This is a genomic window from Rhodococcus sp. NPDC003382 (assembly GCF_053589135.1).
In genome coordinates this window covers 19,017-41,617 of sequence record NZ_JBSFRH010000014.1, presented here as the reverse complement: position 1 = coordinate 41,617, position 22,601 = coordinate 19,017, and the positions used below count along the sequence as shown (strand labels likewise).

Sequence of the window (22,601 nt, the reverse complement as noted above, 5' to 3'; positions counted from 1 at the left end):
GAGATCGCCTGTAGCGCTGGGCAAATTGCCTTCACGACCAGCTCACCGGTGTTACAGTGCCCACACCCGTATCCAGTTCGAACGAATCGACGCACTGCGCCGGGAACGGAGACCGGCGCCCGCTGTCACGAGGAGGGCTCCATGCCCGATTTCTCCGGCAAGACCGTCGTCGTCACCGGCTGTTCGTCCGGCGTCGGCGCTGCCACCGTCACCAAGCTCGCCGCCCGGGGCGCCACCGTGATCGGCGTCGACCGAGTCGAGAGCACCGATCCCGCGATATCCCGGATGGTGGTGGGTGATCTGTCGACACACGCCGGCGTCCTGGACATCGCCGAGCAGATCGCCGGTCCCGTCGACTCGCTCATCAACAACGCCGGTGTCGCCGCGACCCTGCCGTGGCGGACCGTGCTGTCGATCAACACCCTCGCACCGCGCGACCTCACGCGCGCGCTGACCCCGAAGTTCACGCCGGAGCCCACCGTCGTCACGACCGCCTCGCAGGCCGGATTCATGTGGCAGCAGCACTACGACCTACTCAACGAGTTCCTCGCCGTCGACGACTGGGATGCCGCGCTCGACACGTTCGCGGACCATCCCGGCATCGAAGGCGCGTGCTACAGCCTCTCCAAGGAGGCCGTCATCATCTGGTCGAAGAACCTGGCCGTCGAGGGCAAGGCCACCGGGCTGCGTTCGAACAGCGTCTCCCCCGGCACGATCGGCACGCCGCTGCTGAAGGACTTCACCGCGACGATGGGTGAGGACACCATCAACGGCGCCGCGGCGTGGGCGGGCCGGCACGGTCGCCCCGAGGAGATCGCCGACGCCCTGCTGTTCCTCGCGTCGTCGGAGTCCACCTGGATCAGCGGCGCGGATCTTCCGGTCGACGGCGGGTTCGGCGCATACGTGCACCGCACGTTCATCGCACCGGCGCCGGCCGCCCAGACCACGGAGAACTGAGGGCGGTCCGCAAGGGGCAGCCCATCGATCACCGCACCACCCCTTGCGTTTTCGTCTTCCTACGGCGCCATGTCCAGCCAGCCGGTGAAGCCCGACGGATCGTGGCGTCCCATGACCGCGTGCTCGAACATGCCCCAGCCCACCCGGCCGTCGATGGTCGCCTTCGCGACGTGGTCGATGGTGGAGAACGGGAGCCGGCCCAGAAAGTCCCGGCTGGTGGTGTCCACGAAGGACGACGACGACCAGTTCTCGCCCTTCCACTCGCCGTGCGTCCACTCCGGGTCACCGCCGTAGCCGGCGCCGTGACTCAGCGAGATGAACCCGAGGGGCTCGATGTCCACGACGACGGGCTCGCCCTTGGGCGTGGTCAGGTGCAACCGCGCCGACTCGGGATGCCGTGTGCCGCTGCGGTAGTTCACCTCGACGCGGGGCCAGCCCAACTGCTCGACCCGGCCGTCCGCGAAGACGCGGGTGGCGTGATTGAGGGTGCGGTGCCCGTCCTGCGACTCCTGCACGATGACGACGAGCGCGAAGTCGTCGAAGCGCAGCGGGACGTAGGTCCAGTAGTGGCCGCCGCGGTTCTCGTAGGTCCAGCGACCCTGCGGATCCGGCTCGCCGACGGGACGGATCCCCCAGGAGCGGTCGCGCGTGCCCATCCAGATCTCAGGATCGACGGCGAAGTCCTTGCCCTGCACCGACAAGGTGCCGGACCAGCTACCGACCTGGGCGAAGCGGGACGCGTCGAGGATCGGTCGCGGACCGGACATGAGGATGTGCGCCTCCTCGAGCACGGCGGGAAACGAGCCGTCCCACGTGATGTCGCACGAGAGGTCGTCGTGCTCGCAGATCACCCGGATCTTCTGCAGGGGCTCGACGACCTCGAGCCGATAGCCGCCGACCTTGCTCTCCATCGAACGCTCGTCGAGCGCGTCCGAGAACCGGACTGCGACCTGCGAGTCACCGTGCCGCACGGTGACGAACGCGTCGACGACACTCAGGTTCGGGTAAACCCCGAAACCGGTGATCAGGAAGATGTCACCGGTGCGGTCGTGGGCGTTGAAGTAGTTGCGGTCGTAGAAATTTCGGTCCGTGGAGGACACACGACCCAGCGACAGCGGCGACTGGTGAATCGGATATTCGTCGAGCTGAACCGGTTTCATCGGTGTCACTTCTCCCAATCGTAGGAATCGTCGATCAACTGCGCGAGCATCGCGTGGTGGAGCACCAGCTGGTCGGGGTCGGCGGGGATCTCCATTTCCCCGAAGTGCACGCGGCGCCGCATGATCTGCGACATCACGATGCCGTGGCGCAGTGCGGCGTACACGAGGTAGAAGTCGAGGTCGCGGACCTCGACGCCGGAGATCCTCTCGTATTCCGCCACGACGTCCGAGCGCCGGAGGAATCCCGGCAGGCCGGGGATCGAGAACTGGTCGGCGATGTCCTGGAACATACGATGGAAGAAGATGAACCAGCCCAGATCCAGTTCGCGGGGAGCGAGCGCAGCCGACTCCCAGTCGAGGACCGCAGCGACGTCGGTGCCCCGGTACATGATGTTGCCGATGCGCGCGTCGCCCCAGCACAGCACGTCCGCGGACGGCTCGGCCGGCCAGTTCTCCTCGAGCCAGTCGAATGCCTTCTCCAGCACAGGGATACGAATCCCGTCCTCGCGGCGGGTCCATTCGTAGTAGGCGCACTCGTTCTCGAAGTGCCGACGCAGGCTCGACTGCCCGTCCGGAGCGACCAGCGCGGGAAACTTGGACGCGGGATCGGCGATCGCGTGGATGTCGGCGAGAACCTTCACGCTCGCGCTCTGCACGGCCCTGCGGGTGTCGTCGTCGGCGTCGAGCAGCCATCCGGTGAACACGTACGGCGGGTTGTCCACGGGCACGACACCTTCGGCGCGATCCATCACGAGGAACGGCCGGCCGAGCGGGCCCGCGGAGGTCTCGACCCACCGCACCTTCGGCACCGCGATGCCACCGTGTTCGCGGACGGCGGTCATGACGTCGAACTGGCGCTGCAGGTCGTAGCCGGGGAACACTGGATACGCGTCCTCCTCGGGGGCGAGCCGGGCGACGAGCTGTGCTGTCTGCTCCGCACCGTCCTTCGTCCAGTCGAGATCGAACAGGACCGAGATGCTGGACATTCCGGAGTGTTCCGGTCGCGTCAGGTTGTGGACACGCGGCGGCGCGTCGGCGCCGAGACGCTCGCCGAGCCGGCCTTCGAGCCGGCCGCGCAGCTCGTCCAGGTCGGTCTCGCTGGTCTTGATCTCCTGCTCCGCGCCTTCAGGCACCACGCTCTCGGCGGTCATGCCCGTACCTCCCGTTCGTCGACGAAGTGAGCCCGTGCGACGCGCTGCGGTTGCCGGAAATCGTTCGCGTCGAAGCGGGGTGTTCGGATGAGGGTCGCGATCGTGGCGGATCTCGTGCTGCGTAAGCATTTTCGATCCGCCCTGCGACGGGAGCGCCTTGTCCCATGTAGTCACCCCCGTTGCCGACCCCCTGGGGACAAAGATAGACGCTGGTCCAACTTCTTGGAACCCGTTCCAGGAATTCTCGCAACTCCGGGCGAACCTTCTACGCTGACAACGACTCAGCGCCTCGCCCACGCGTACGGCGGAACGAGAGGCCCGACGAGGAAAGTGCGGACACCATGAGCGAGCCCACGGCACTCGGTCGCCGCGAGCGGAACAAGCTGCGGACCCGGCAGCGCATGCTGGACGCGGCCAGACGGCTGTTCGCCGAACGCGGCGTCGACGGTTCGACGATCGAGGACATCGCCGATCTCGCCGGCGTCTCGCGCGCAACGGTTTTCAATTACTTCCCCAGCAAGGACGACCTGATCACGGCGCTGCACGCGAGTCACATGGACGCGCTGACAACCCTGATCGACCAGCTGCTCGCGCAGGACCTCACCACCGCGGAACGGATCGCGGGCGTCTTTGCCGACTTCGCGCGTGAATCGCGGCGGTATCCCGGTTACATGCGGGCGGTCACCGGCGAGATCGAAAGGGATCTCGGCACACCCGATACCGCCCGCGAACGCACGCAGCGATTCGACGAGCAGATGCTGCGCATCGTCGAGCCCGGTGTCGAGCGCGGCGAGGTCCGCACCGACTACCCGCTGCCGTTCCTCGCGCAGATGGTCGGCGCCGTGTACGTCTCGACGCTGCGGCACTGGCGTCAGAACCCGGACGACGACGGCACCGAGAGCTTCGACCGGGCAGCACGATTCGCTGCCGACGCCCTTGCGCCCGGAACCGGACCCGGTCGCGGTCACGGGTAGCGCACCCGCGACCGCGACCGGTACAGGGACTACTTCGCGGCTTCGAGAGTTGCCTTGGCCCACCGGTAGTCGGCCTTGCCCGCGGGAGAACGCACGATCGTGTCGACGCCGACGACCAGCCGCGGCACCTTGTAGCCGGCGATCCGGTCGGCGACATGCGCGATCAGCTCGTCGAGCTCGGGCACCGCGTGGCCCTCGCGCGGCTGCACGACGGCTCCGACGCGCTGCCCGTAGCGTTCGTCCTCGACTCCCGCGACGAGCACATCCATCACGGCCGGGTGGCTCTTGATGGCCATCTCCACCTCTTCGGGATACACCTTCTCCCCACCGGTGTTGATGCACAGCGAGCCGCGTCCGAGCAGCACGATCGTGCCGTCCTCCTCGACTTCGGCCATGTCCCCGAGGACCGACATGCGGACCCCGTCGATGACCGGGAAGGTCGCCGCGGTCTTCTCCGGGTCGCCCCAGTACCCGAGCGGCACGTGGCCGGCGCGGGCGATGTAGCCGATCTCGCCGGAACCCGGCTCGATCGGGCGCATCCGCTCGTCGACGACCTTGACGGTCGGCTTCGCGGCGATCCGCATCCGGCCGTCCTCGCCGATCGACAGATCGCCGTCGATGCCGGACTCGGAGGATCCGAATCCGTCGCGCACCATGACGTTCGGCAGCAGCGAGACGAGCTGCTCGCGGACCTGCTTGGAGAACAGCGCGCCGCCGGACCCGACGACGAACAGCGAACTCAGGTCGTACTCGGAGCCGTGTTCGGCGATCGCGTCGGCGAGCGGACGGGCCATCGCGTCGCCGACGATCGTCATCGTCATCACGCGTTCGCGTTCGACGACCGCGAGCACCTCCTTCGCGTCGAACGCCGGGAGCACGACCTGCGAGACGCCCAGGCAGAAGGCACTGAACATGCTGTACATCGCGGCGCCGTGGATGAGCGGCGCGGTGAGCAGCCACGTCATTTCCGGCATGTTCGCGGCCTGGTTCGCAACCGATGCGATGTCCGAGTGCGGCTCCCCCATCGAGTTGCCGCCGGACAGTGCCGCGAAGAAGAAGTCCTCGGCGCGCCACATCACGCCCTTCGGCATGCCAGTGGTGCCACCGGTGTAGATGATGAACTGGTCGTCGCCGCTGCGCGGTGCGAAGTCGCGCGCGTCGGACTCCGCGGCGACCGCCTTGTGGAAGTCGGCGGTGGTGACCGTCCTCCAGTCGACGTCGTCGGCCGGTCCCACGGTGACGATGTGCCGGACCGTCGGCGTGCGCGGCAGGACCGCGGCCGTCCTGGTCGCGAACTCACCGTCGGCGACGATGGCGGCGAGTTCGGCGTTGGCGAACAGGTAGGCCAGCTCGGCGTCGACGTAGCGGTAGTTGATGTTGATCGGGACAGCCCGGATCTTCAGGATCGCCAGGAGCGCTTCGACGAATTCGGTGCTGTTGCGCATGTAGAGACCGACGTGCTCACCTGCGGAGATCCCCGCCCCGGCCAGATGGTGAGCGAGCCGGTTGGCTGCGGCATCGAGTTCGCGGTAGGTGAGGCGGCTGTCCCCACAGATGATCGCGGTGCGATCGGGGACGGCGTCGGCGATGGCTTCGAACAGGTCCGCGAGGTTCAGCGACATCGAGATTCCTTCTGACACAGTGGTGGAAACCGTCGCGACACCGTGACATCTGTCACCCCGGCGATTCCTGTCACTCCCGGCCAGTGGGACAGCTCCGGACCGGCCGACCCACCGGCCTCACAAACTAGAGCCAATACTAGTTCTGTCCCGGGGTTCGTTCTCCCCGTGGCAGCCGTACACAGGGAGAGATCGCATGGGCGAATCAGTCAGCTTGGCCGGCCGCACCGCCGTCGTCACCGGAGCCGGCGCGGGTCTCGGCCGCGCCGAGGCGCTCGCTCTCGCCGCCGCAGGCGCCGCGGTCGTCGTCAACGACATGGGCCCGGCCGCGCACGACGTCGCCGACGAGATCACCGCGGCAGGAGGCCGGGCGGTCGCCGTCACCGGCGACGTCTCCGACTGGTCGCTCGGCGGCCGTCTCGTCGACGAGGCCGTGAGCACGTTCGGCTCCCTCGACATCCTGGTCAACAATGCGGGCATCCTGCGCGACAAGATGATCTTCAACCTGTCCGAGTCCGACTGGGACGACGTGATCCGCGTCCACCTCAAGGGCCACGCCGCCACCTCGCACGCCGCCGCCGTGCACTGGCGCAATGCGAGCAAGGCCGCCGGCGCCCCCGTCTACGGCCGGGTCGTCAACACCTCCTCCGAGGCATTCCTGTTCGGTTCGGCCGGGCAGCCCAACTACTCGGCGGCCAAGGCGGGAATCACCGCGTTGACCCTGTCCACCGCACAGGGCCTGGCCCGCTACGGTGTCACGGCGAACGCGATCTGCCCGCGCGCCCGGACCGCGATGACCGCCGGGACGTTCGGCGAGAACGAGAACCCGAACGGCGGACTCGATCCCCTCGCACCCGAGCGCGTCGCGACCCTTGTGTCCTACCTGGCATCGCCCGCCTCCCACGAGATCACCGGCCAGGTCTTCGTCGTGTACGGCAAGATGGTCGCGCTCATGGCGTCGCCGAAGGTCGAGAACCGTTTCGACGCAGCGGGATCCGAGTTCACGGTGAACGAACTCGACGAGCAGCTCTCCACCTACTTCACCGGCCGCGGCAGGTACGAGACGTACTCGGCGTACAGCGTGGCCGAGCTGGAGAAGCCCGCACTCGCCATCGACTGACCGGATCCGAGACCGAAAGCAGACGCACGACATGAGGCTTGCAGGCAAGGTTGCGATCGTCACCGGCGGCGCCGGTGGTATCGGACGAGGCATCGTCCGCGCGTTCACCAAGGAGGGTGCGAAGGTGCTGTTCGTCGACGTCGACGCGACCGCGGGTGCCGCGCTCGAAGGCGAACTGGGAAGCAGCACAGCGCGATTCCTCGAAGCGGACATCTCCGAGGAGGCGAGCGCCGACCGGATCGTGGCGGCTGCGGTCGACGCGTTCGGGAAGGTCGACGTGCTGGTCAACAACGCGCACGCGTCGAGGCAGGCACCGCTGCTCGAGACCACGCAGGAAATGCTCGACCTGTCCTTCGGAACGGGCTTCTACCCGACCTTCCGGCTGATGAAGGCCGCGCACGCTCAATTGGCCGCGAACCGCGGTTCGGTGATCAACTTCGCGTCCGGTGCCGGCATCGAGGGCAACGTGACGCAGAGTTCCTACGCCGCGGCCAAGGAGGCGATCCGCGCGATCAGCCGGGTCGCGGCCAACGAGTGGGCCGCCGACGACATCAACGTCAACGTCATCTCCCCGCTGGCGCTCACCGAGGGCGTCCAGGCCTACATCGGGGCGAACCCCGGCGTCGAGCGGGCGCTGCTGTCGAAGACGCCGCTGGGCCGCTTCGGCGACCCGGAGTCGGACATCGGCCGGGTCGCGGTGTTCCTCGCCAGCGAGGACGCCTCGTACATGACCGGTCAGACGCTGATGGTCGACGGCGGCAGCGTCAAGCTTCGCTGAGTCCCGGCAACGACCACGGCCCCCGGCGGATGCCGGGGGCCGTGGTCGTGAAGTTCGGAGCCGTCGAAGTTCGGAGCCTAGGCGGTCTTGTCGCGACGCTCGCGGTCCTGCTTGCGGGGCACGATCGTCGGCAGCACGTTGTCGGTGACGGTCTCCGCGGTCACCACGACCTTCTCGACGTCGTCGCGGCTCGGGATGTCGTACATCACCGGCAGCAGCACTTCCTCCATGATCGCGCGCAGGCCGCGGGCACCGGTGCCTCGCAGGATCGCCTGGTCCGCGACCGCTTCGAGTCCGTCGGTGGTGAACTCGAGTTCCACACCGTCCATCTCGAACAGGCGGACGTACTGCTTGACGAGGGCGTTCTTCGGCTCGGACAGGATCTGGACGAGCGAGTCCTTGTCGAGGTTCGTCACGGACGCCACGACGGGCAGGCGGCCGATGAACTCGGGGATCAGACCGAACTTGATCAGGTCCTCCGGCATGACCTCGGCGAAATGGTCGGTGGTGTCGATCTCGGCCTTCGAGCGCACCTCGGCGCCGAAACCGATTCCTCGCTTGCCGACGCGATCGGACACGATCCGCTCGAGGCCCGCGAACGCACCGGCCACGATGAACAGCACATTGGTGGTGTCGATCTGGATGAATTCCTGGTGCGGGTGCTTGCGTCCGCCCTGCGGCGGCACCGACGCCTGCGTGCCCTCGAGGATCTTCAGCAGCGCCTGCTGCACGCCCTCCCCCGACACGTCGCGGGTGATCGAGGGGTTCTCGCTCTTGCGGGCGATCTTGTCGACCTCGTCGATGTAGATGATGCCGGTCTCGGCCCGCTTGACGTCGTAGTCCGCGGCCTGGATGAGCTTGAGGAGGATGTTCTCCACGTCCTCGCCGACATAGCCGGCTTCGGTGAGGGCGGTGGCGTCGGCGATGGCGAACGGCACGTTCAGCATCTTCGCCAGCGTCTGCGCGAGATAGGTCTTGCCGCAGCCGGTGGGGCCGAGCAGCAGGATGTTGGATTTGGCGAGTTCGACGGTCTCGCCGCGCGCGTCGCGGGTCCTGTCGCCCGCCTGGATGCGCTTGTAGTGGTTGTAGACCGCGACCGCGAGGGTTCGCTTCGCGGAGTCCTGGCCGATCACATAGTTGTCGAGGAATTCCCGGATCTCGGCCGGTTTGGGCAGCTCGTCGAGCTTGACCTCACTGGATTCGGCCAGTTCTTCCTCGATGATCTCGTTGCAGAGATCGATACACTCGTCGCAGATGTAGACACCGGGGCCTGCAATGAGCTTCTTGACCTGCTTCTGGCTCTTTCCGCAGAACGAGCACTTGAGCAGATCTCCGCCATCACCGATACGTGCCATCTGTCAGGTCCCCTACTTCCTCGTGTGCGTGCAACCGACCCCGGGACCGCCGACAGTGCCGGTCCGGCGAGCGCGCCTCGGTTCGACCGTACCCGGAGATCACCACGCAGGTCGACCTGTTGTCCGCGTTTCGAAGGTCATATTTGTGTGGTGCACTGTGGTTTCCTCATGCGGCGCACAGTGTTTTCTTCGTGCGGCGCAGTTTTCTTCGTGCGGCGCACCGGGATTTCGTTCCGCCGCGTGTGGACCGGCCCGGTCCGGAAGCCCGCGGTGGCGGTGCCTCGGACCGGGCCGTGCCGGTCACTTCTGTGCCGAGAGCTTGCGGTACTCGAGCACGTTGTCGATCAGGCCGTATTCGACGGCCTCGGCCGCGGTGAGGATCTTGTCGCGGTCCGTGTCCTTGCGGATCTGGTCGGGATCCTTGCCGGTGTGCTTGGCGAGCGTGGTCTCCATGAGACGACGCATGCGCTCGATCTCGGCGGCCTGGATCTCCAGGTCGGAGACCTGGCCCTGGATACCGCCGGTGGCGGGCTGATGGATGAGCACGCGGGCGTTCGGCAGCGCGAGACGCTTGCCGGGGGTGCCGGCGGCGAGCAGCACGGCCGCGGCCGAGGCGGCCTGGCCGAGGCACACGGTGGTGATGTCGGCGCGCACGTACTGCATGGTGTCGTAGATCGCCATCAGCGACGTGAACGAGCCACCCGGCGAGTTGATGTACATGGTGATGTCGCGGTCCGGGTCGAGCGACTCGAGAACCAGCAGCTGCGCCATGACGTCGTTCGCCGACGCGTCGTCGACCTGCACGCCGAGGAAGATGATGCGTTCCTCGAACAGCTTGTTGTAGGGGTTGGATTCCTTGACGCCGTAGCTCGAGTGCTCGATGAACGACGGAAGGATGTAGCGCGAGGAGGGGCCGGCCGGTGCGGCTCCGCCCAGAGCGCGGGGATCGAAAAGGTTGGTCATCGCTTCTCCAAGAAGTTCGTGATGCGGGGGACGGATCGTCGGGGTCGGCTAGTTGCCGGTGCCGCCGGCCTGCGTGGCCCGGGACACGACGTGGTCGACGAAGCCGTACTCGAGCGCCTCGGCCGCGGTGAACCAACGGTCCCGGTCGGAGTCGGCAGTGATCTGCTCGACCGTCTGACCCGTGTGCTCGGCGATGAGCTCGGCCATCTCCCGCTTGGTGTGCGCGAACTGCTCGGCCATGATCGCGATGTCGCTGGCGGTACCACCGATGCCCGCGGACGGCTGGTGCATCATGATCCGCGCGTGCGGAAGGGCGTACCGCTTGCCCTTGGTACCGGCGGACAGCAGGAACTGTCCCATCGAGGCGGCCAGGCCCATGCCGAACGTCGCGACGTCGCACTCGACGAACTTCATGGTGTCGTAGATCGCCATACCGGCGGTCACCGAACCACCCGGGGAGTTGATGTAGAGAGAGATGTCGCGCTCCGGATCCTCGGCCGCGAGCAGGAGGATCTGGGCGCAGAGCTTGTTGGCGATGTCGTCGTCGACCTGGGTACCGAGGAAGATGATCCGCTCGCGGAGCAGGCGCTCGTAGACCGAGTCGCTGAGGTTCAGCCCAGCGGTGGCCGAGGTCATCGTCGGACCGATGGATGTCGCCGGATTCTGAGGAGTCACGGTACCTGCCTTCTCGTCAATCGTGGATTGCTGACACAGACACTAACGAAAGCGGGGCGGCACCGGATGCCCGGTGCCGCCCCAATTCGCTTACAGCGGAACGATCAGCGTGTTCTACTCGGCCGACTCGTCGGCCGCAGCCTCGTTCTCCGCGCCCTCGGCCTCGGCCTCGGCGCCCTCTTCGGTCTTCGAACCGAACAGCGTCTCGGTGTCGACGGTCGCACCGGTGGTGTCGGTCACGGTCGCCTTGTTCACGACGCTGCCGAGCGCCTTGCCGCGACGCACGTCCGCGAAGATCGCGCCGAGCTGGTTCGCCTGGCTGATCTGCTGGATGAACTGCTCCGGCGGGATGCCGTAGCGCTGCGCCTGGAAGAAGATGCGCTCGGTGAGCTCCTGCTGCTCGACCGTGGTGCCCTCGGCCTCGGCGATCGCATCCAGCAGCAGCTGGGTCTTGACGGAACGCTCGGCGGACTCGCGGGCGTCCTTGTCGAACTCCTCGCGGCTCGAACCCTGCTCCTCGAGCAGCTCGTTGAGCTTGGTCTCGTCATGGTCGAGCGCGTGGATGGCGTCGTGCAGCGCGCTGTCGATCTCGGCCTGGACGACGGCCTCGGGCAGCGGGACCTCGACGGCCTCGAGGAGAGCCTCGAGAACCTTGTCGCGGATCTGGCCGGCCTGCTCGACCTGCTTGACGCGCTCGACGCGCTCACGCAGGTCGGCCTTCAGCTCGTCGAGGGTGTCGAACTCGCTCGCGAGCTGCGCGAAGTCGTCGTCCTCGGCGGGAAGCTCGCGCTCCTTGACGGAGTTCACCTTGACGGTGACGACGGCTTCCTTGTCGGCGAACTCACCGGCGACGAGCTTCGAGGTGAACTCGGTGGAGCCACCGGCCTCGAGACCGATGATGGCCTCGTCGAGGCCCTCGATGAGCTGGCCGGAGCCGACCTCGTGGGACAGGCCCTCGGTCGCGGCCTCCGGGACGGGCTCGCCGTCGACGGTGGCCGACAGGTCGATGGAGACGAAGTCGCCGTCCTGCACGGGCCGCTCGACGCCCTTGAGGGTGCCGAAGCGCTGGCGCAGTGAGAGAAGCTGCTCGGCGACGTCCTCGTCGGTGATCTCGACGGGATCGACGGTGACGGCGATCTCGGAGAAATCGGGGAGGGTGATCTCGGGGCGGACGTCGACCTCGGCGGTGAACGCCAGCTCGACGTTGTCCTCGATCTTGGTGAGCTCGATCTCGGGCTGGCCGATGACCTTGACGTCGTTGGTGGTCACGGCCTCGCTGTAGCGGGGGCCGATCGCGTCGTTGACGACCTGCTCGAGCACGGCGCCGCGGCCGACACGAGCCTCCAGCAGCTTGCGGGGAGCCTTGCCGGGACGGAAGCCGGGCAGGCGGATCTGGCTGGCGAGAGCCTTGAACGCGCGGTCGAAATCAGGCTGGAGCTCCTCGAAGGGCACCTCAACGTTGATACGGACTCGCGTCGGGCTGAGCTGCTCGACGGTGCTCTTCACGGACATGCTCCTTCTGTGTCGTGCTCTTGTCTAGGTCTGACTACAGGCGCCGATTTCTCCGCCGCCGTTCGTTCTGGTCGGGATGACAGGATTTGAACCTGCGACCCTCCGCTCCCAAAGCGGATGCGCTACCAAGCTGCGCCACATCCCGTCGTCCAACCGGTTCCCGTCGACCGCCCGGGGACCCGCTGAGGAATCCTACGGCCCCCCGATTATGAAATCCAAAGCGAGGTTCGGTACAGTCTCATCCGGCAGCGACGGAGACGGCGATCCCGGCAGAAGTCGCTTGCTCGCGGGGATGTAGCTCAATGGTAGAGCCCCAGTCTTCCAAACTGGCTACGCGGGTTCGATTCCCGTCATCCCCTCCACGGGACCTCACGCCCGCCACCACTTCCGGTGGCGGGCGTGAGTCGTTTCCGGGCACCCCGTTCCTGTTCCTCCCGGTCACCGTTTCGACTCGAAACGGTCATCACACCGAGATCGAACGGGTTCCGCCGGTGTCGGTATGAGAACGTTCCGAGCATGAACGACGCTTCCGGCCGTCCCGCCGCGCCCTCTGAGCAGACGGCGCTGCGGTCGACGATCGTCGCCGCCGTCCTGCTCGACGCCTCGCCCGACTGGGATCGGGTCGGCGAGATGCTCTCCGGTGGAACCCCCGAAACGCCGGCGTTCCGGCACCGCGTTCTCGACGTGCCGTTCGGGTTGGCGCCGCCGCGATGGGCCGGCGAACACGACTCGGACCTGCCGTGGCAACTCGATCGGGTGACCCTGCCCTCCCCCGCGACCTTCGACGACGTTCTCGACTACGCCCGCACGACCTCCGCCGCCGCGGTCCCGGAACATCCCGGGTGGGAGCTGACGCTGGTCGAGGGGTTGCTCGGCGGCCAGTCCGCCCTGCTGATCCGCATTCACCACGCGTACGCCGACGGCGCCGACGGCACCCACATCACCGCCCGCATCGTCGACCTCGAACGACACGGTCACGAACACCCGGAACCCGAGCCGGAAACGACGACCGCGGAGGACGCGACCGATCGGGCAGCCGGCTCGTTCGGTTCCCTCGTCGAGTCGATCGGCGGACTGGTGCAGTCCCTCGCGGCGCCGCTGCGGTGGTTCACGTCGTCCGCCGAACCCGCCAGGACCGGCGCCCGCCGGCTGCACGTGGTCGACGTGCCGCTCACCGAGTTGCGGGCGGCCGCCGAGCGCGCGGGCAGCACCCTGGACAGCGCGTTCCTCGCGGCGGTGCTGCTCGGGCTGGCCGATTACCGGTTCCGCTGCGGTATCGACGTCGACGAGCTGAGCCTGGCGATGCCGCTTGCCCCAGAGAACGGTGGTACAGGGAACGGCGGTGCCGGTATCAGCCTGGCCCGAGCCGACCTGCCGGTCCCCGCCGACGATCCGGCGCTGCTCATGCGACTGCTCGACGAGTACTCCGGCCCCGCCACCGAACCCGGCCGGCACCTCGCACCCCCACCGAACCTGCTGCCGGCGGTGATCGACGACCCGCTCGACCACGACGACGTGTTCGCCTGCACGGTGCCGGGATCGCACGTGCCCTTGTACGTGGCTGGCGCGAAGATCGAGAAGTACTACGGCTTCGGGCCGACGCTCGGTTCGGCGTTCAACGCGACCCTGATGTCGTACCTGGACAGCTGCTGTCTCGGGTTCACGATCGACACCGACGCGGTGCGCGACGCCGAGATGTTCGACGACTGCATCCGCGCCGGTCTGCTCGCAGTCCTCGAGAGCTGACCGTCGGTAGGCTGGGCGTCGTACCCGCACGCACAGTCGGAAGGCGCATCGCCGTGGAACTCCTGCTCATCGTCCTTGCCGTCGGCGCGGTCGTGTACTTCGTGTCGCGGAGCCAGAAGAAATCGTCCGGCCACAGCGCGGTCCGTCTCGACGATGCGAAGGCGGACGCCCGTCAGGCGATCGAGCGTCTCGGCGGTCAGATCTACAACCTGACCGGGACCGACGACGCCTCCAAGCAGGCGCTCGCGGACGCGTCCGAGCGCTACAACGCGGCCGGCTCGCAAATCGAGCAGGCGCAGACCCCGGCGCAGGCGCGCCTCGCGAAGCAGAGCGCTCTCGAAGGGCTGTACTACATCCGGGCGGCCCGCATCGCGATGGGCATGGATCCCGGACCGGAGATCCCGCCGCTCGACGGCCAGAAGTCGGCCGGCGCCGTCACCGAGGAACGGCAGATCGAATTCGAGGGCCGGCAGGTGTCCGCATCCCCGTCCCCGTCGCCGCGGACGCCGAACTACTACCCCGGCGGCCGGGTCGCGGGCCGTCCGGTGCCGGCGGGCTGGTACTCGGAACCGTGGTGGAAGCCGGCGCTGGTCGCGGGCGCCTGGGGCGTGGGATCGATGCTGCTGTTCTCGGCGATGTTCTCGGGCATGGCCGGGGTGCCGTACGACGCGCAGGCGTTCGAGAGCGGTGTCGGCGACGGCACCGCGGACGCCGGTGACGTGGGCGGCGGTGAGGACTTCGGCGGTGACGATTTCAGCGGCGGTGACGATTTCAGCGGTGGTGACGATTTCGGCGGCGGTGGCGATTTCGGCGACGGTGGCGACTCCAGCGGGTTCGACTTCGGTGGCGGCGACTTCGGGGGCGGGTTCGACTTCTGACCGGCGCAGCTGAATCGTCGATCCTGTCGACGTAGGCAGCCGCTCCGATCGGCGGCCACCGGTGTTCGGGGACTTCCGACCGGAACGGCCGGGATCGTGGACTCTGGCCGCGGCGCCCGCAAATGTGGGATCGTCCGAACATGGGCACCGCAGGACGGCGCATGGCGCAGACCGATTTCCTGACGTGGAGCATGGAGCAGGACCCCGCGCTGCGCTCGACGATCGTCGCCGTCATCACACTCGATTCGTCCCCCGACTGGGACCGCGTCGTCGAGATGATGGACCGCGGCACCCGGGACGTCCCGCACTTCCGGCACCGGGTCGTGTCCGTCCCGTTCGGCCTGGGCGCGCCACGCTGGGTCGCGGACCCGGACTTCGACCTGTCCTGGCATCTGCGGCACACCGCGCTGCCGTCCCCCGGCACGATCGACGACGTCCTGGAACTCGCCCGCATCGCGGCCATGACGGCGTTCGACCGGGCCCGGCCGCTGTGGGAGCTGACCGTCGTCGACGGCCTCGCCGACGGAGGCGCAGCGATCCTGCTCAAGGTGCACCACGCGCTCACCGACGGTCTCGGTGGCATGCAGATCACCGCGCACATCGTCGATTTCACGCGGGAGGGCACCCCGCGGCCGGAACCGCCCGCTCCCCCGGAACCCGAACGCCTCGGCTCGTGGGACCTCGTGACCGAACTGCTCGAGGATTACGGGTCCCAGGCCCGCGGCATGGTCGGCCGGGGACTGCGGTCGGTGTGGCCCGCGACCCGCGCGGTGGTCACCGACCCGGTCGGAGCCGCGCGCGGTGTGCTCGGCACGGTGTCGTCGGTGGCCCGCTATCTGCGGCCGATCACGACGACCGCGTCGCCGGTGATGACCGAACGCGCCTTGGGCCGGGCGCTGTTCTCGTTCGATGTCCCGCTCGAGGGGCTCCGCGCGGCGGGGCATCGCGCGGGCTGCACCGTCAACAGCGCCTTCCTCACGGCACTGGTCGTCGGCCTGCACCACTATCACCGCGCTCACGACGCCGACGTCGAGTCGTTGCGGGTGACGATGCCGCTGAGCGTGCGCCGACCGGACGACGAGATGGGCGGCAACCGCATCAACCTGGCGCGATTCGCGCTTCCGGTACACGGCGGCGACGTCGACGACCTCATGCGGGAGATCGAGTCGATCGTCCGTGCGTGGCGGGCGGAACCGGCGCTCGATATGGGCGAGGTGCTCGCCGCTCCGCTGAACATGTTGCCGCCGGCGGTGGTCGGCAGCATGCTCGAGCACGTCGACTTCCTGGCCTCGAACGTGCCGGGATCCCCGGTCCCGCTGTATGTGGCGGGTGCGCGGGCCGAGCGGTACTACGCCCTCGGGCCGACACTCGGGTCGGCGTTCAACGTGACGATGGTGTCGTATCTCGGCACGTGCTGCCTGGGCGTCACGCTCGACGTCGGGGCAGTGCCGGACCGGGCCGTGTTCGAGGAGTGCATCCGCACCGGGTTCCGGGACGTCCTCGGCGAGGAGTCGGACGAATCCGTGTCGTGACGGTCGGGCGGGGTCGTGACGGTCAGGCGGGCTGGCAGGTCGGGCACCAGAACAGGTTGCGCGCCTGCATGACCGAATGCAGGACGGGAGTGCCGCACACGCGGCAGGGATCACCGGCGCGGCGGTAGACGTAGGTGCGGGGCCGGTCCTTGGCATAGGCCGGGGCGCCGTGATCGTGTTCGGGCCGAACGACGTGCATACGGCCGCGCTCCATCCCGATCTGCATGAGTTCGACCAGGTCCGCCCACATAGCGTCGAATTCGGTGCGCGACAGGTTCTTTCCGGGTCGTTCCGGGCTGATGCCGTGGCGGAACAGCACTTCGGCCCGATACACGTTGCCGACCCCGGCGATCACCGCCTGGTTCATGAGCAGAGATCCGATTGCGGTGCGGGACTTGGATATCCGCGCCCACGCCAGATCCGGGTCGGCGTCGGCGCGCAGCGGATCGGGCCCCAGCCGGGCCTCGATGGCGTCGACCTCGTCGGGGGTGAGCACATCACACGCCGCGGGGCCGCGCAGATCGCTGCCGTGCTCGACCCCGATCATCCGCATGCGCACCTGACCGACCGGCGGGCCGAGCGGCAGCGCGGATTCGGTGAACTCGCCGTAGATGCCGAGGTGCACGTGCACCACGGCGCCGGTCTCGTAGTGATGGAACAGGTGCTTGCCCCACGCTTCGGCGTGGGTGAGTACCCGCCCGTCGACGAGCGCGGCACCGTCCGAGAACCGCCCCTGCGGGCTCGAGACCCGCACCGCCGCACCGGCGTAGTGCCGCTGGTGCAGGCGGGCGAGCCTGTGGAGTATGTGTCCCTCGGGCACCGGGCCCCCGGACTACGCGCCGGGGACGGCGGGAGCGACGCCGGTCTTCTCGTACTCGGCGAGGATGTCGATGCGACGCTGGTGCCGCTCCTCGTTCGACCAAGGGGTCGCCAGGAACGCGTCGACGATCGCGAGCGTCTCCTCGAGCGTGTGCATGCGACCACCGATGCCGATGAGCTGCGCGTTGTTGTGCTCGCGGGCGAGCTTGGCGGTCTCGACGCTCCACGCGAGGGCACAGCGGGCGCCGGGCACCTTGTTCGCGGCGATCTGCTCGCCGTTGCCGCTGCCTCCGAGGACGATGCCGAGGCTGCCCTCGTCGGCGACGGTGCGGCGGGCCGCTTCGATGCAGAACGCGGGGTAGTCGTCCTGGGCGTCGTATTCGTGTGCGCCGCAGTCGACGGCTTCGTGACCGTTGGCGGTCAGGTGTTCGATGATCTGGTTCTTACGTTCGAAGCCGGCGTGGTCGGCACCCAGGTAAACGCGCATGAGTCAAGAGTCTAACGAGCCCGATGCGGTGCCGACGAACAGCACGGAGCACCCCGTATGTGGGAGGCCGGCAGCCACCCGACGGATTGCCCGAATCCTCGGAGCTGTCTGCCGGCCTGCCGGATCTACTCGAAGCTCGGACCCTCGGTCCGGGTGCGCTTGAGTTCGAAGAAGTGCGGGTAGCTCGCGAGCGCGACCACGCCGTCCCACACCTTGCCGGCTTCCTCGCCGCGCGGGATCTTCGAGAGCACCGGGCCGAAGAACGCGACCCCGTTGACGTGGATCGTGGGGGTTCCCACATCGGGGCCCACCGCGTCCATGCCGGCGGCGTGGCTCGCGCGCAGCACCTCGTCGTAGGCATCGGTGTCGGCGGCCTTCGCCAGTTCCGGGTCCAGGCCCAGATCGGCGAGCGCCTTGCCGATCACGGCGGGGAAGTCGTCGTTGCCCTCGTTGTGGATCTGCGTGCCCAGCGCCGTGTACAGCGGGGCCAGGATCTCGTCACCGTACTTCTGGGCGGCGGCGATCGCCACACGCACCGGACCCCACGCCTTCTTCATCTTCTCGGCGTACTCGGCGGGCAGGTCGCGTCCCTCGTTGAGGACCGCGAGGCTCATGACGTGGAAACGCGCCTCGATGTCGCGCACCTTGGTGACCTCGAGGATCCATCGCGAGGTGATCCAGCACCAGGGGCAGAGCGGGTCGAACCAGAAGTCGGCAGTGTCCTTGGTGATCGCTTCGCTCACGGGGTCCTTGGCGGTGGCTTCGCTCACGGAATTCTCCTCAGATGTCCCGTCGTCGACACGTCGACGACAACCGATGCTGTCGACAGCACAACGTCGCAGCAAGCCGGATTCTTCCCGAACCGCACCAGCGCCCGCGCGGCACACCGTACGGTCGAATCGAACCGCACGACTCGTGACACGGGAGACTGCGATGCCCAGCGAAGAAACGTTCGTGATCGTCGGCGGCGGACTGGCCGGTGCCAAGACCGCCGAGGAACTGCGCGCCCGCGATTTCCCCGGGCACATCGTGCTGCTCGGCACCGAGGAGCATCTGCCCTACGAGCGACCGCCGCTGTCGAAGGAGTATTTCGCCGGCAACAAGCGGTTGCTGGACTTCACCGTCCAACGCGGCGACTGGTATCGCGACCACCGGATCGAGCTGCGCCTGGGCACCACCGTCACGGCGCTGGATCCGGCCGCACACACGGTGACGCTGCCGGACGACTCGGCGCTGCACTACGACAAGCTGGCGCTCGCAACCGGCTCGCGGCCCCGGACGATCCCACTGCCGGGCGCCGACGCGTCGGGGGTGTACGTGTTGCGCACCGTCGACGACGCGGACGCGCTGCTCTCGGTGGTGCGCGCGGACGGGGCCCGCCTGGTGATCGTCGGCGCCGGCTGGATCGGGCTCGAGGTCGCCGCGAACGCCCGCGGGCACGGCGCGGAGGTGACGGTTCTCGAGACGGCCGCACAGCCGTTGCAGGCCGCGCTGGGCCCCGAGATCGGTGCCGTGTTCGCGGACCTGCACCGCGCGCACGGCGTCGACCTGCGGTTGCAGACGTCGGTCGAGGAGATCGTCGTCGAATCGGGTCGGGCCACCGGGGTGCGCCTCGGCGACGGCAGTGTCGTCCCCGCCGACGCGGTGCTGCTCGCCGTCGGCGCGGTGCCGAACATCGAGCTCGCCCGGGAGGCGGGGCTCGCCGTCGACGGCGGGGTCCTCGTCGACAGCACGCTGACCACCAGCGACCCGGACATCGTCGCGGTCGGCGACATCGCCGAGGCCGAGCATCCGGTGCTCGGCGGCCGGGTCCGCGTCGAGCACTGGGCGAACGCGTTGAACCAGCCGGCGGTCGCGGCGGCGACGATGCTGGGCCGGCCGGCGTCCTACGAGCGGCTCCCCTACTTCTTCACCGACCAGTACGACCTGGGCATGGAGTACGTGGGGCACGCGCCGCGCGATGCGACGGTCGTGACCCGCGGCGACGTCGCGGGCCTGCAGTTCCTGGCGTTCTGGCTCGACTCCGACGACCGGGTGCGGGCGGGGATGAACGTCAACATCTGGGATGCCGGCGACGAGATCCGCGCGCTGCTGGGCTCCGGCACCGCCGTGGATCGGGCGAGGCTCGCCGATCCGGGTGTGGCGCTGGCCGATCTCGCGGGGTGAGCTTCACCGCCCGCAGCGGGTCCGACGGGTCCACGGCGTCCGCACGTGGTGGGATTGGTTCGTCGCAACCCGTCGTGTAGAAGGAGATCTTCGTGGCACCACCGAATCTGACCCGTGAGCAGGCTGCTGAACGGGCCGCGATCCTGTCGGTCGACAACTACCGCATCGAACTCGATCTCACCGACGGCGCGGGCGCACCCGGCACCACCACGTTCCGTTCGATCACGACGGTCACGTTCGGCGCCACCGAGGGTGCGTCGACGTTCATCGACCTGATCGCGCAGAAGGTGAACTCGGCGACGCTCAACGGCTCCCCCATCGACGTGTCCGGTTACACCGAGGACACCGGTCTGGCGCTGTCCGGGCTGTCCGAACGTAACGAACTGGTCGTCGACGCGAACTGCCTGTACACGAATACAGGTGAGGGTCTGCACCGGTTCGTCGATCCCACCGACGGTGCGGTGTACCTGTACTCGCAGTTCGAGACGGCCGACGCCAAGCGCATGTTCGCGTGCTTCGACCAGCCGGACCTGAAGGCCACGTTCGACCTCTCGGTGACCGCGCCGGAGGACTGGGCGGTGATCTCCAACGCCGAGACGGTGCAGACCGTCGCCGCCACGCCCGGCAAGCACATCTTCCGCACGACACCGCGGATGAGCACCTATCTGGTCGCGCTGATCGCCGGCCCGTACTCGGTGTGGACGGATGCGTACACCGACGAGCACGGCACGATTCCGCTGGGCATCTACTGCCGCGCGTCGCTCGCAGAGTTCATGGACGCCGACCGGCTGTTCACCGAGACGAAGCAGGGCTTCGACTTCTATCACCGCAACTTCGGGGTGCCCTACGCGTTCGGCAAGTACGACCAGTTGTTCGTGCCGGAGTTCAACGCGGGCGCGATGGAGAACGCCGGGGCCGTCACGTTCCTCGAGGACTACGTCTTCCGGTCGAAGGTGACCCGCGCGTCGTACGAGCGTCGCGCCGAGACGGTGCTCCACGAAATGGCGCACATGTGGTTCGGCGACCTCGTGACCATGCGCTGGTGGGACGATCTGTGGCTCAACGAGTCGTTCGCGACGTTCGCCTCGGTGCTGTGCCAGTCCCGCGCGACCGAGTACACCAACGCGTGGACGACGTTCGCGAACGTCGAGAAGTCGTGGGCGTACCGGCAGGATCAGCTGCCGTCGACGCATCCGATCGCCGCGGACATCCCCGATCTGGCGGCCGTCGAGGTCAACTTCGACGGCATCACCTACGCGAAGGGCGCGTCGGTGCTCAAGCAGCTCGTCGCGTACGTCGGCGAGGAACCGTTCCTGGCGGGTCTGCGCGACTACTTCCGCGACCACGCCTACGACAACGCGACCTTCGACGATCTGCTCGCCGCGCTCGAGAAGGCGTCGGGCCGCGACCTGTCCGGGTGGGGCGCGCAGTGGCTCAAGACGACGGGCCTGAACATCATGCGCCCCGATTTCGAGGTCGACGCCGACGGGAAGTTCACCCGGTTCACGGTCGTGCAGGAGGGAGCGCAGCCGGGTGAAGGCGAGTTCCGGGTGCACCGCCTGGCGATCGGCGTGTACGACGACGACGGTTCCGGGAAGCTGCTGCGCACCCACCGCGTCGAGATCGATGTCGATGCCGCCGCCCGCACCGACGTGCCGGAGCTCGTCGGGGTGCCGCGCGGGCAGTTCGTGCTCGTCAACGACGACGACCTGACGTACTGCTCGGTGCGGCTCGACGAGCAGTCGCTGCGCACGGTGATCGAGCGGGTCGGCGACATCGCCGAGCCGCTGCCCCGCACGCTCGTGTGGTCGGCGGCGTGGGAGATGACGCGGCAGGCCGAGCTCAAGGCCCGCGAGTTCGTGGCGCTCGTGCAGCGCGGTGTGGCCGCCGAGAGCGAGGTGGGTGTCGTGCAACGGCTGCTCATGCAGGCACACACCGCGCTGGGCAGCTACGCGGATCCGGCGTGGGCGGACAGCCAGGGCTGGGCGGACTACGCGAACCGAGTGCTGGAACTGGCCCGCGCGGCCGAGCCGGGATCCGATCATCAGCTCGCCTTCGTCAACGCCCTGACCACGGCGCAGTTGTCGGCGTGGCACACCGAGGTGCTCGCCGAGCTGCTCGCCGCCGATCCGTCGACGGTGGGGTTGCCGGGGCTGGTCGTCGACACGGATCTGCGGTGGCGGATCGTGCAGGCGCTCGCCGCGGCCGGAGAGATCGACGCCGACGGTGTCGAGTCCCCGGTGATCGACGCGGAGGCCGAGCGCGATCCGACTGCCGCCGGTGCCCGTCAGGCGGCGGCCGCGCGGGCGGCCCGTCCGCAGGCGGCGGTCAAGGAACAGGTGTGGCAGACGGTGATCTTCGACGACACGGTCCCGAACATCACCGCCCGCGCGATCATCGGCGGGTTCGCCCCGGCCGGCCAGAGCGAACTGCTCGAGCCGTACGTGGCGCGGTACTTCGCGGACGTTCCGGGCGTGTGGGAGCGGCGATCGAGCGAGGTCGCGCAGACCGTCGTGGTCGGCCTGTACCCGGCGTGGTCGATCTCGGAGGCGTCGGTCGCGGCGGCCGACGAGTTCCTCGCCGGTGACCTGCCGCCCGCGCTGCGCCGGCTCGTCGTCGAGGGCCGCGCTGGCATCGTGCGGTCGCTGAAGGCCCGCGCCTTCGACGCCTCCTGAAAGCGGCTGTCTCCAGAAAACCACTGAGGGGTGT

19 protein-coding genes and 2 tRNA genes are annotated in these 22,601 nt (G+C 68.2%); 10 read left to right on the top strand and 11 right to left on the bottom strand.

The window, feature by feature from the left end:
* Window positions 1-141 precede the first annotated feature (141 nt).
* Window positions 142-957: an SDR family oxidoreductase gene (locus ACWDUD_RS12065; protein ID WP_450109468.1), complete on the top strand. Its 816-nt coding sequence runs from the start codon at window positions 142-144 to the stop codon at window positions 955-957.
* A gap of 59 nt (window positions 958-1,016) precedes the next feature.
* On the opposite strand, the gene ACWDUD_RS12060 is transcribed toward ACWDUD_RS12065, so the two are convergent.
* Both ACWDUD_RS12060 and ACWDUD_RS12055 read right to left on the bottom strand, forming a co-directional pair.
* The gene (locus tag ACWDUD_RS12060) at window positions 1,017-2,117 is read right to left on the bottom strand and encodes a hypothetical protein (protein ID WP_450109467.1); all 1,101 of its coding nucleotides are present in this window, start codon (window positions 2,115-2,117) and stop codon (window positions 1,017-1,019) included.
* Between the two features lie 5 nt (window positions 2,118-2,122).
* Complete coding sequence (locus tag ACWDUD_RS12055; RefSeq protein WP_450109466.1) at window positions 2,123-3,268, bottom strand: phosphotransferase family protein; 1,146 nt, start codon at window positions 3,266-3,268, stop codon at window positions 2,123-2,125.
* Window positions 3,269-3,609: 341 nt separating this feature from the next.
* Between ACWDUD_RS12055 and ACWDUD_RS12050 the strand changes: the two genes are divergently transcribed.
* Window positions 3,610-4,242, top strand: coding sequence for a TetR/AcrR family transcriptional regulator (locus tag ACWDUD_RS12050; protein ID WP_450109465.1), 633 nt, complete (start codon window positions 3,610-3,612; stop codon window positions 4,240-4,242).
* Between the two features lie 29 nt (window positions 4,243-4,271).
* Here ACWDUD_RS12050 and ACWDUD_RS12045 read toward each other — a convergent pair whose 3' ends face one another.
* A complete protein-coding gene (locus tag ACWDUD_RS12045) occupies window positions 4,272-5,864 on the bottom strand; it encodes an acyl-CoA synthetase (protein WP_450109464.1) in 1,593 nt (530 codons plus the stop codon).
* 193 nt (window positions 5,865-6,057) lie between these two features.
* Between ACWDUD_RS12045 and ACWDUD_RS12040 the strand changes: the two genes are divergently transcribed.
* Both ACWDUD_RS12040 and ACWDUD_RS12035 read left to right on the top strand, forming a co-directional pair.
* Entirely contained in the window at window positions 6,058-6,981 is a 924-nt protein-coding gene (locus ACWDUD_RS12040; RefSeq protein WP_450109463.1) for a 3-oxoacyl-ACP reductase, read from the top strand.
* 31 nt (window positions 6,982-7,012) lie between these two features.
* Complete coding sequence (locus ACWDUD_RS12035; RefSeq protein WP_450109462.1) at window positions 7,013-7,759, top strand: SDR family NAD(P)-dependent oxidoreductase; 747 nt, start codon at window positions 7,013-7,015, stop codon at window positions 7,757-7,759.
* Between the two features lie 77 nt (window positions 7,760-7,836).
* Here ACWDUD_RS12035 and clpX read toward each other — a convergent pair whose 3' ends face one another.
* The 5 genes from clpX to ACWDUD_RS12010 form a co-directional block, all read right to left on the bottom strand.
* A complete protein-coding gene (gene clpX, locus ACWDUD_RS12030; RefSeq protein ID WP_197251980.1) occupies window positions 7,837-9,114 on the bottom strand; it encodes an ATP-dependent Clp protease ATP-binding subunit ClpX in 1,278 nt (425 codons plus the stop codon).
* A gap of 300 nt (window positions 9,115-9,414) precedes the next feature.
* Window positions 9,415-10,077 carry an ATP-dependent Clp protease proteolytic subunit gene (locus tag ACWDUD_RS12025; protein ID WP_197251981.1) on the bottom strand — a complete coding sequence of 221 codons (663 nt, stop codon included), beginning with the start codon at window positions 10,075-10,077 and terminating at the stop codon, window positions 9,415-9,417.
* A gap of 48 nt (window positions 10,078-10,125) precedes the next feature.
* Window positions 10,126-10,752, bottom strand: coding sequence for an ATP-dependent Clp protease proteolytic subunit (locus ACWDUD_RS12020; RefSeq protein WP_450109461.1), 627 nt, complete (start codon window positions 10,750-10,752; stop codon window positions 10,126-10,128).
* Between the two features lie 114 nt (window positions 10,753-10,866).
* Window positions 10,867-12,258, bottom strand: a complete 1,392-nt coding sequence (gene tig, locus ACWDUD_RS12015) for a trigger factor (RefSeq protein ID WP_197251983.1) — start codon at window positions 12,256-12,258, stop codon at window positions 10,867-10,869.
* A 74-nt stretch (window positions 12,259-12,332) separates the two neighbouring features.
* Window positions 12,333-12,409 (bottom strand) — tRNA-Pro (locus tag ACWDUD_RS12010).
* A gap of 143 nt (window positions 12,410-12,552) precedes the next feature.
* On the opposite strand from ACWDUD_RS12010, the gene ACWDUD_RS12005 reads away from it, so the two are divergent.
* From ACWDUD_RS12005 to ACWDUD_RS11990, 4 genes are all read left to right on the top strand, one after another.
* A tRNA-Gly gene (locus tag ACWDUD_RS12005) sits at window positions 12,553-12,626 on the top strand.
* A gap of 154 nt (window positions 12,627-12,780) precedes the next feature.
* On the top strand, window positions 12,781-14,010 hold the full coding sequence (locus tag ACWDUD_RS12000; protein ID WP_450109460.1) for a wax ester/triacylglycerol synthase domain-containing protein: 1,230 nt from the start codon (window positions 12,781-12,783) through the stop codon (window positions 14,008-14,010).
* A gap of 53 nt (window positions 14,011-14,063) precedes the next feature.
* Window positions 14,064-14,888 (top strand): DUF1542 domain-containing protein, encoded by an 825-nt coding sequence (locus ACWDUD_RS11995; RefSeq protein WP_450109459.1) that lies wholly within the window; start codon window positions 14,064-14,066, stop codon window positions 14,886-14,888.
* A 161-nt stretch (window positions 14,889-15,049) separates the two neighbouring features.
* Window positions 15,050-16,420 (top strand): wax ester/triacylglycerol synthase domain-containing protein, encoded by a 1,371-nt coding sequence (locus ACWDUD_RS11990; protein WP_450109458.1) that lies wholly within the window; start codon window positions 15,050-15,052, stop codon window positions 16,418-16,420.
* Window positions 16,421-16,442: 22 nt separating this feature from the next.
* Here the strand turns inward: ACWDUD_RS11990 and ACWDUD_RS11985 are convergent, their stop codons facing one another.
* The 3 genes from ACWDUD_RS11985 to ACWDUD_RS11975 all read right to left on the bottom strand — a co-directional run bounded on the left by ACWDUD_RS11985 (window position 16,443) and on the right by ACWDUD_RS11975 (window position 18,469).
* Window positions 16,443-17,240, bottom strand: coding sequence for an Fpg/Nei family DNA glycosylase (locus ACWDUD_RS11985; protein ID WP_450109457.1), 798 nt, complete (start codon window positions 17,238-17,240; stop codon window positions 16,443-16,445).
* Between the two features lie 12 nt (window positions 17,241-17,252).
* A complete protein-coding gene (locus ACWDUD_RS11980; protein WP_248673946.1) occupies window positions 17,253-17,726 on the bottom strand; it encodes a ribose-5-phosphate isomerase in 474 nt (157 codons plus the stop codon).
* Window positions 17,727-17,851: 125 nt separating this feature from the next.
* On the bottom strand, window positions 17,852-18,469 hold the full coding sequence (locus ACWDUD_RS11975) for a mycothiol-dependent nitroreductase Rv2466c family protein (RefSeq protein ID WP_197252001.1): 618 nt from the start codon (window positions 18,467-18,469) through the stop codon (window positions 17,852-17,854).
* A gap of 190 nt (window positions 18,470-18,659) precedes the next feature.
* Between ACWDUD_RS11975 and ACWDUD_RS11970 the strand changes: the two genes are divergently transcribed.
* Window positions 18,660-19,892 (top strand): NAD(P)/FAD-dependent oxidoreductase, encoded by a 1,233-nt coding sequence (locus tag ACWDUD_RS11970; protein ID WP_450109456.1) that lies wholly within the window; start codon window positions 18,660-18,662, stop codon window positions 19,890-19,892.
* Between the two features lie 92 nt (window positions 19,893-19,984).
* Window positions 19,985-22,567, top strand: coding sequence for an aminopeptidase N (gene pepN / locus ACWDUD_RS11965; protein WP_450109455.1), 2,583 nt, complete (start codon window positions 19,985-19,987; stop codon window positions 22,565-22,567).
* Window positions 22,568-22,601 lie beyond the last annotated feature (34 nt).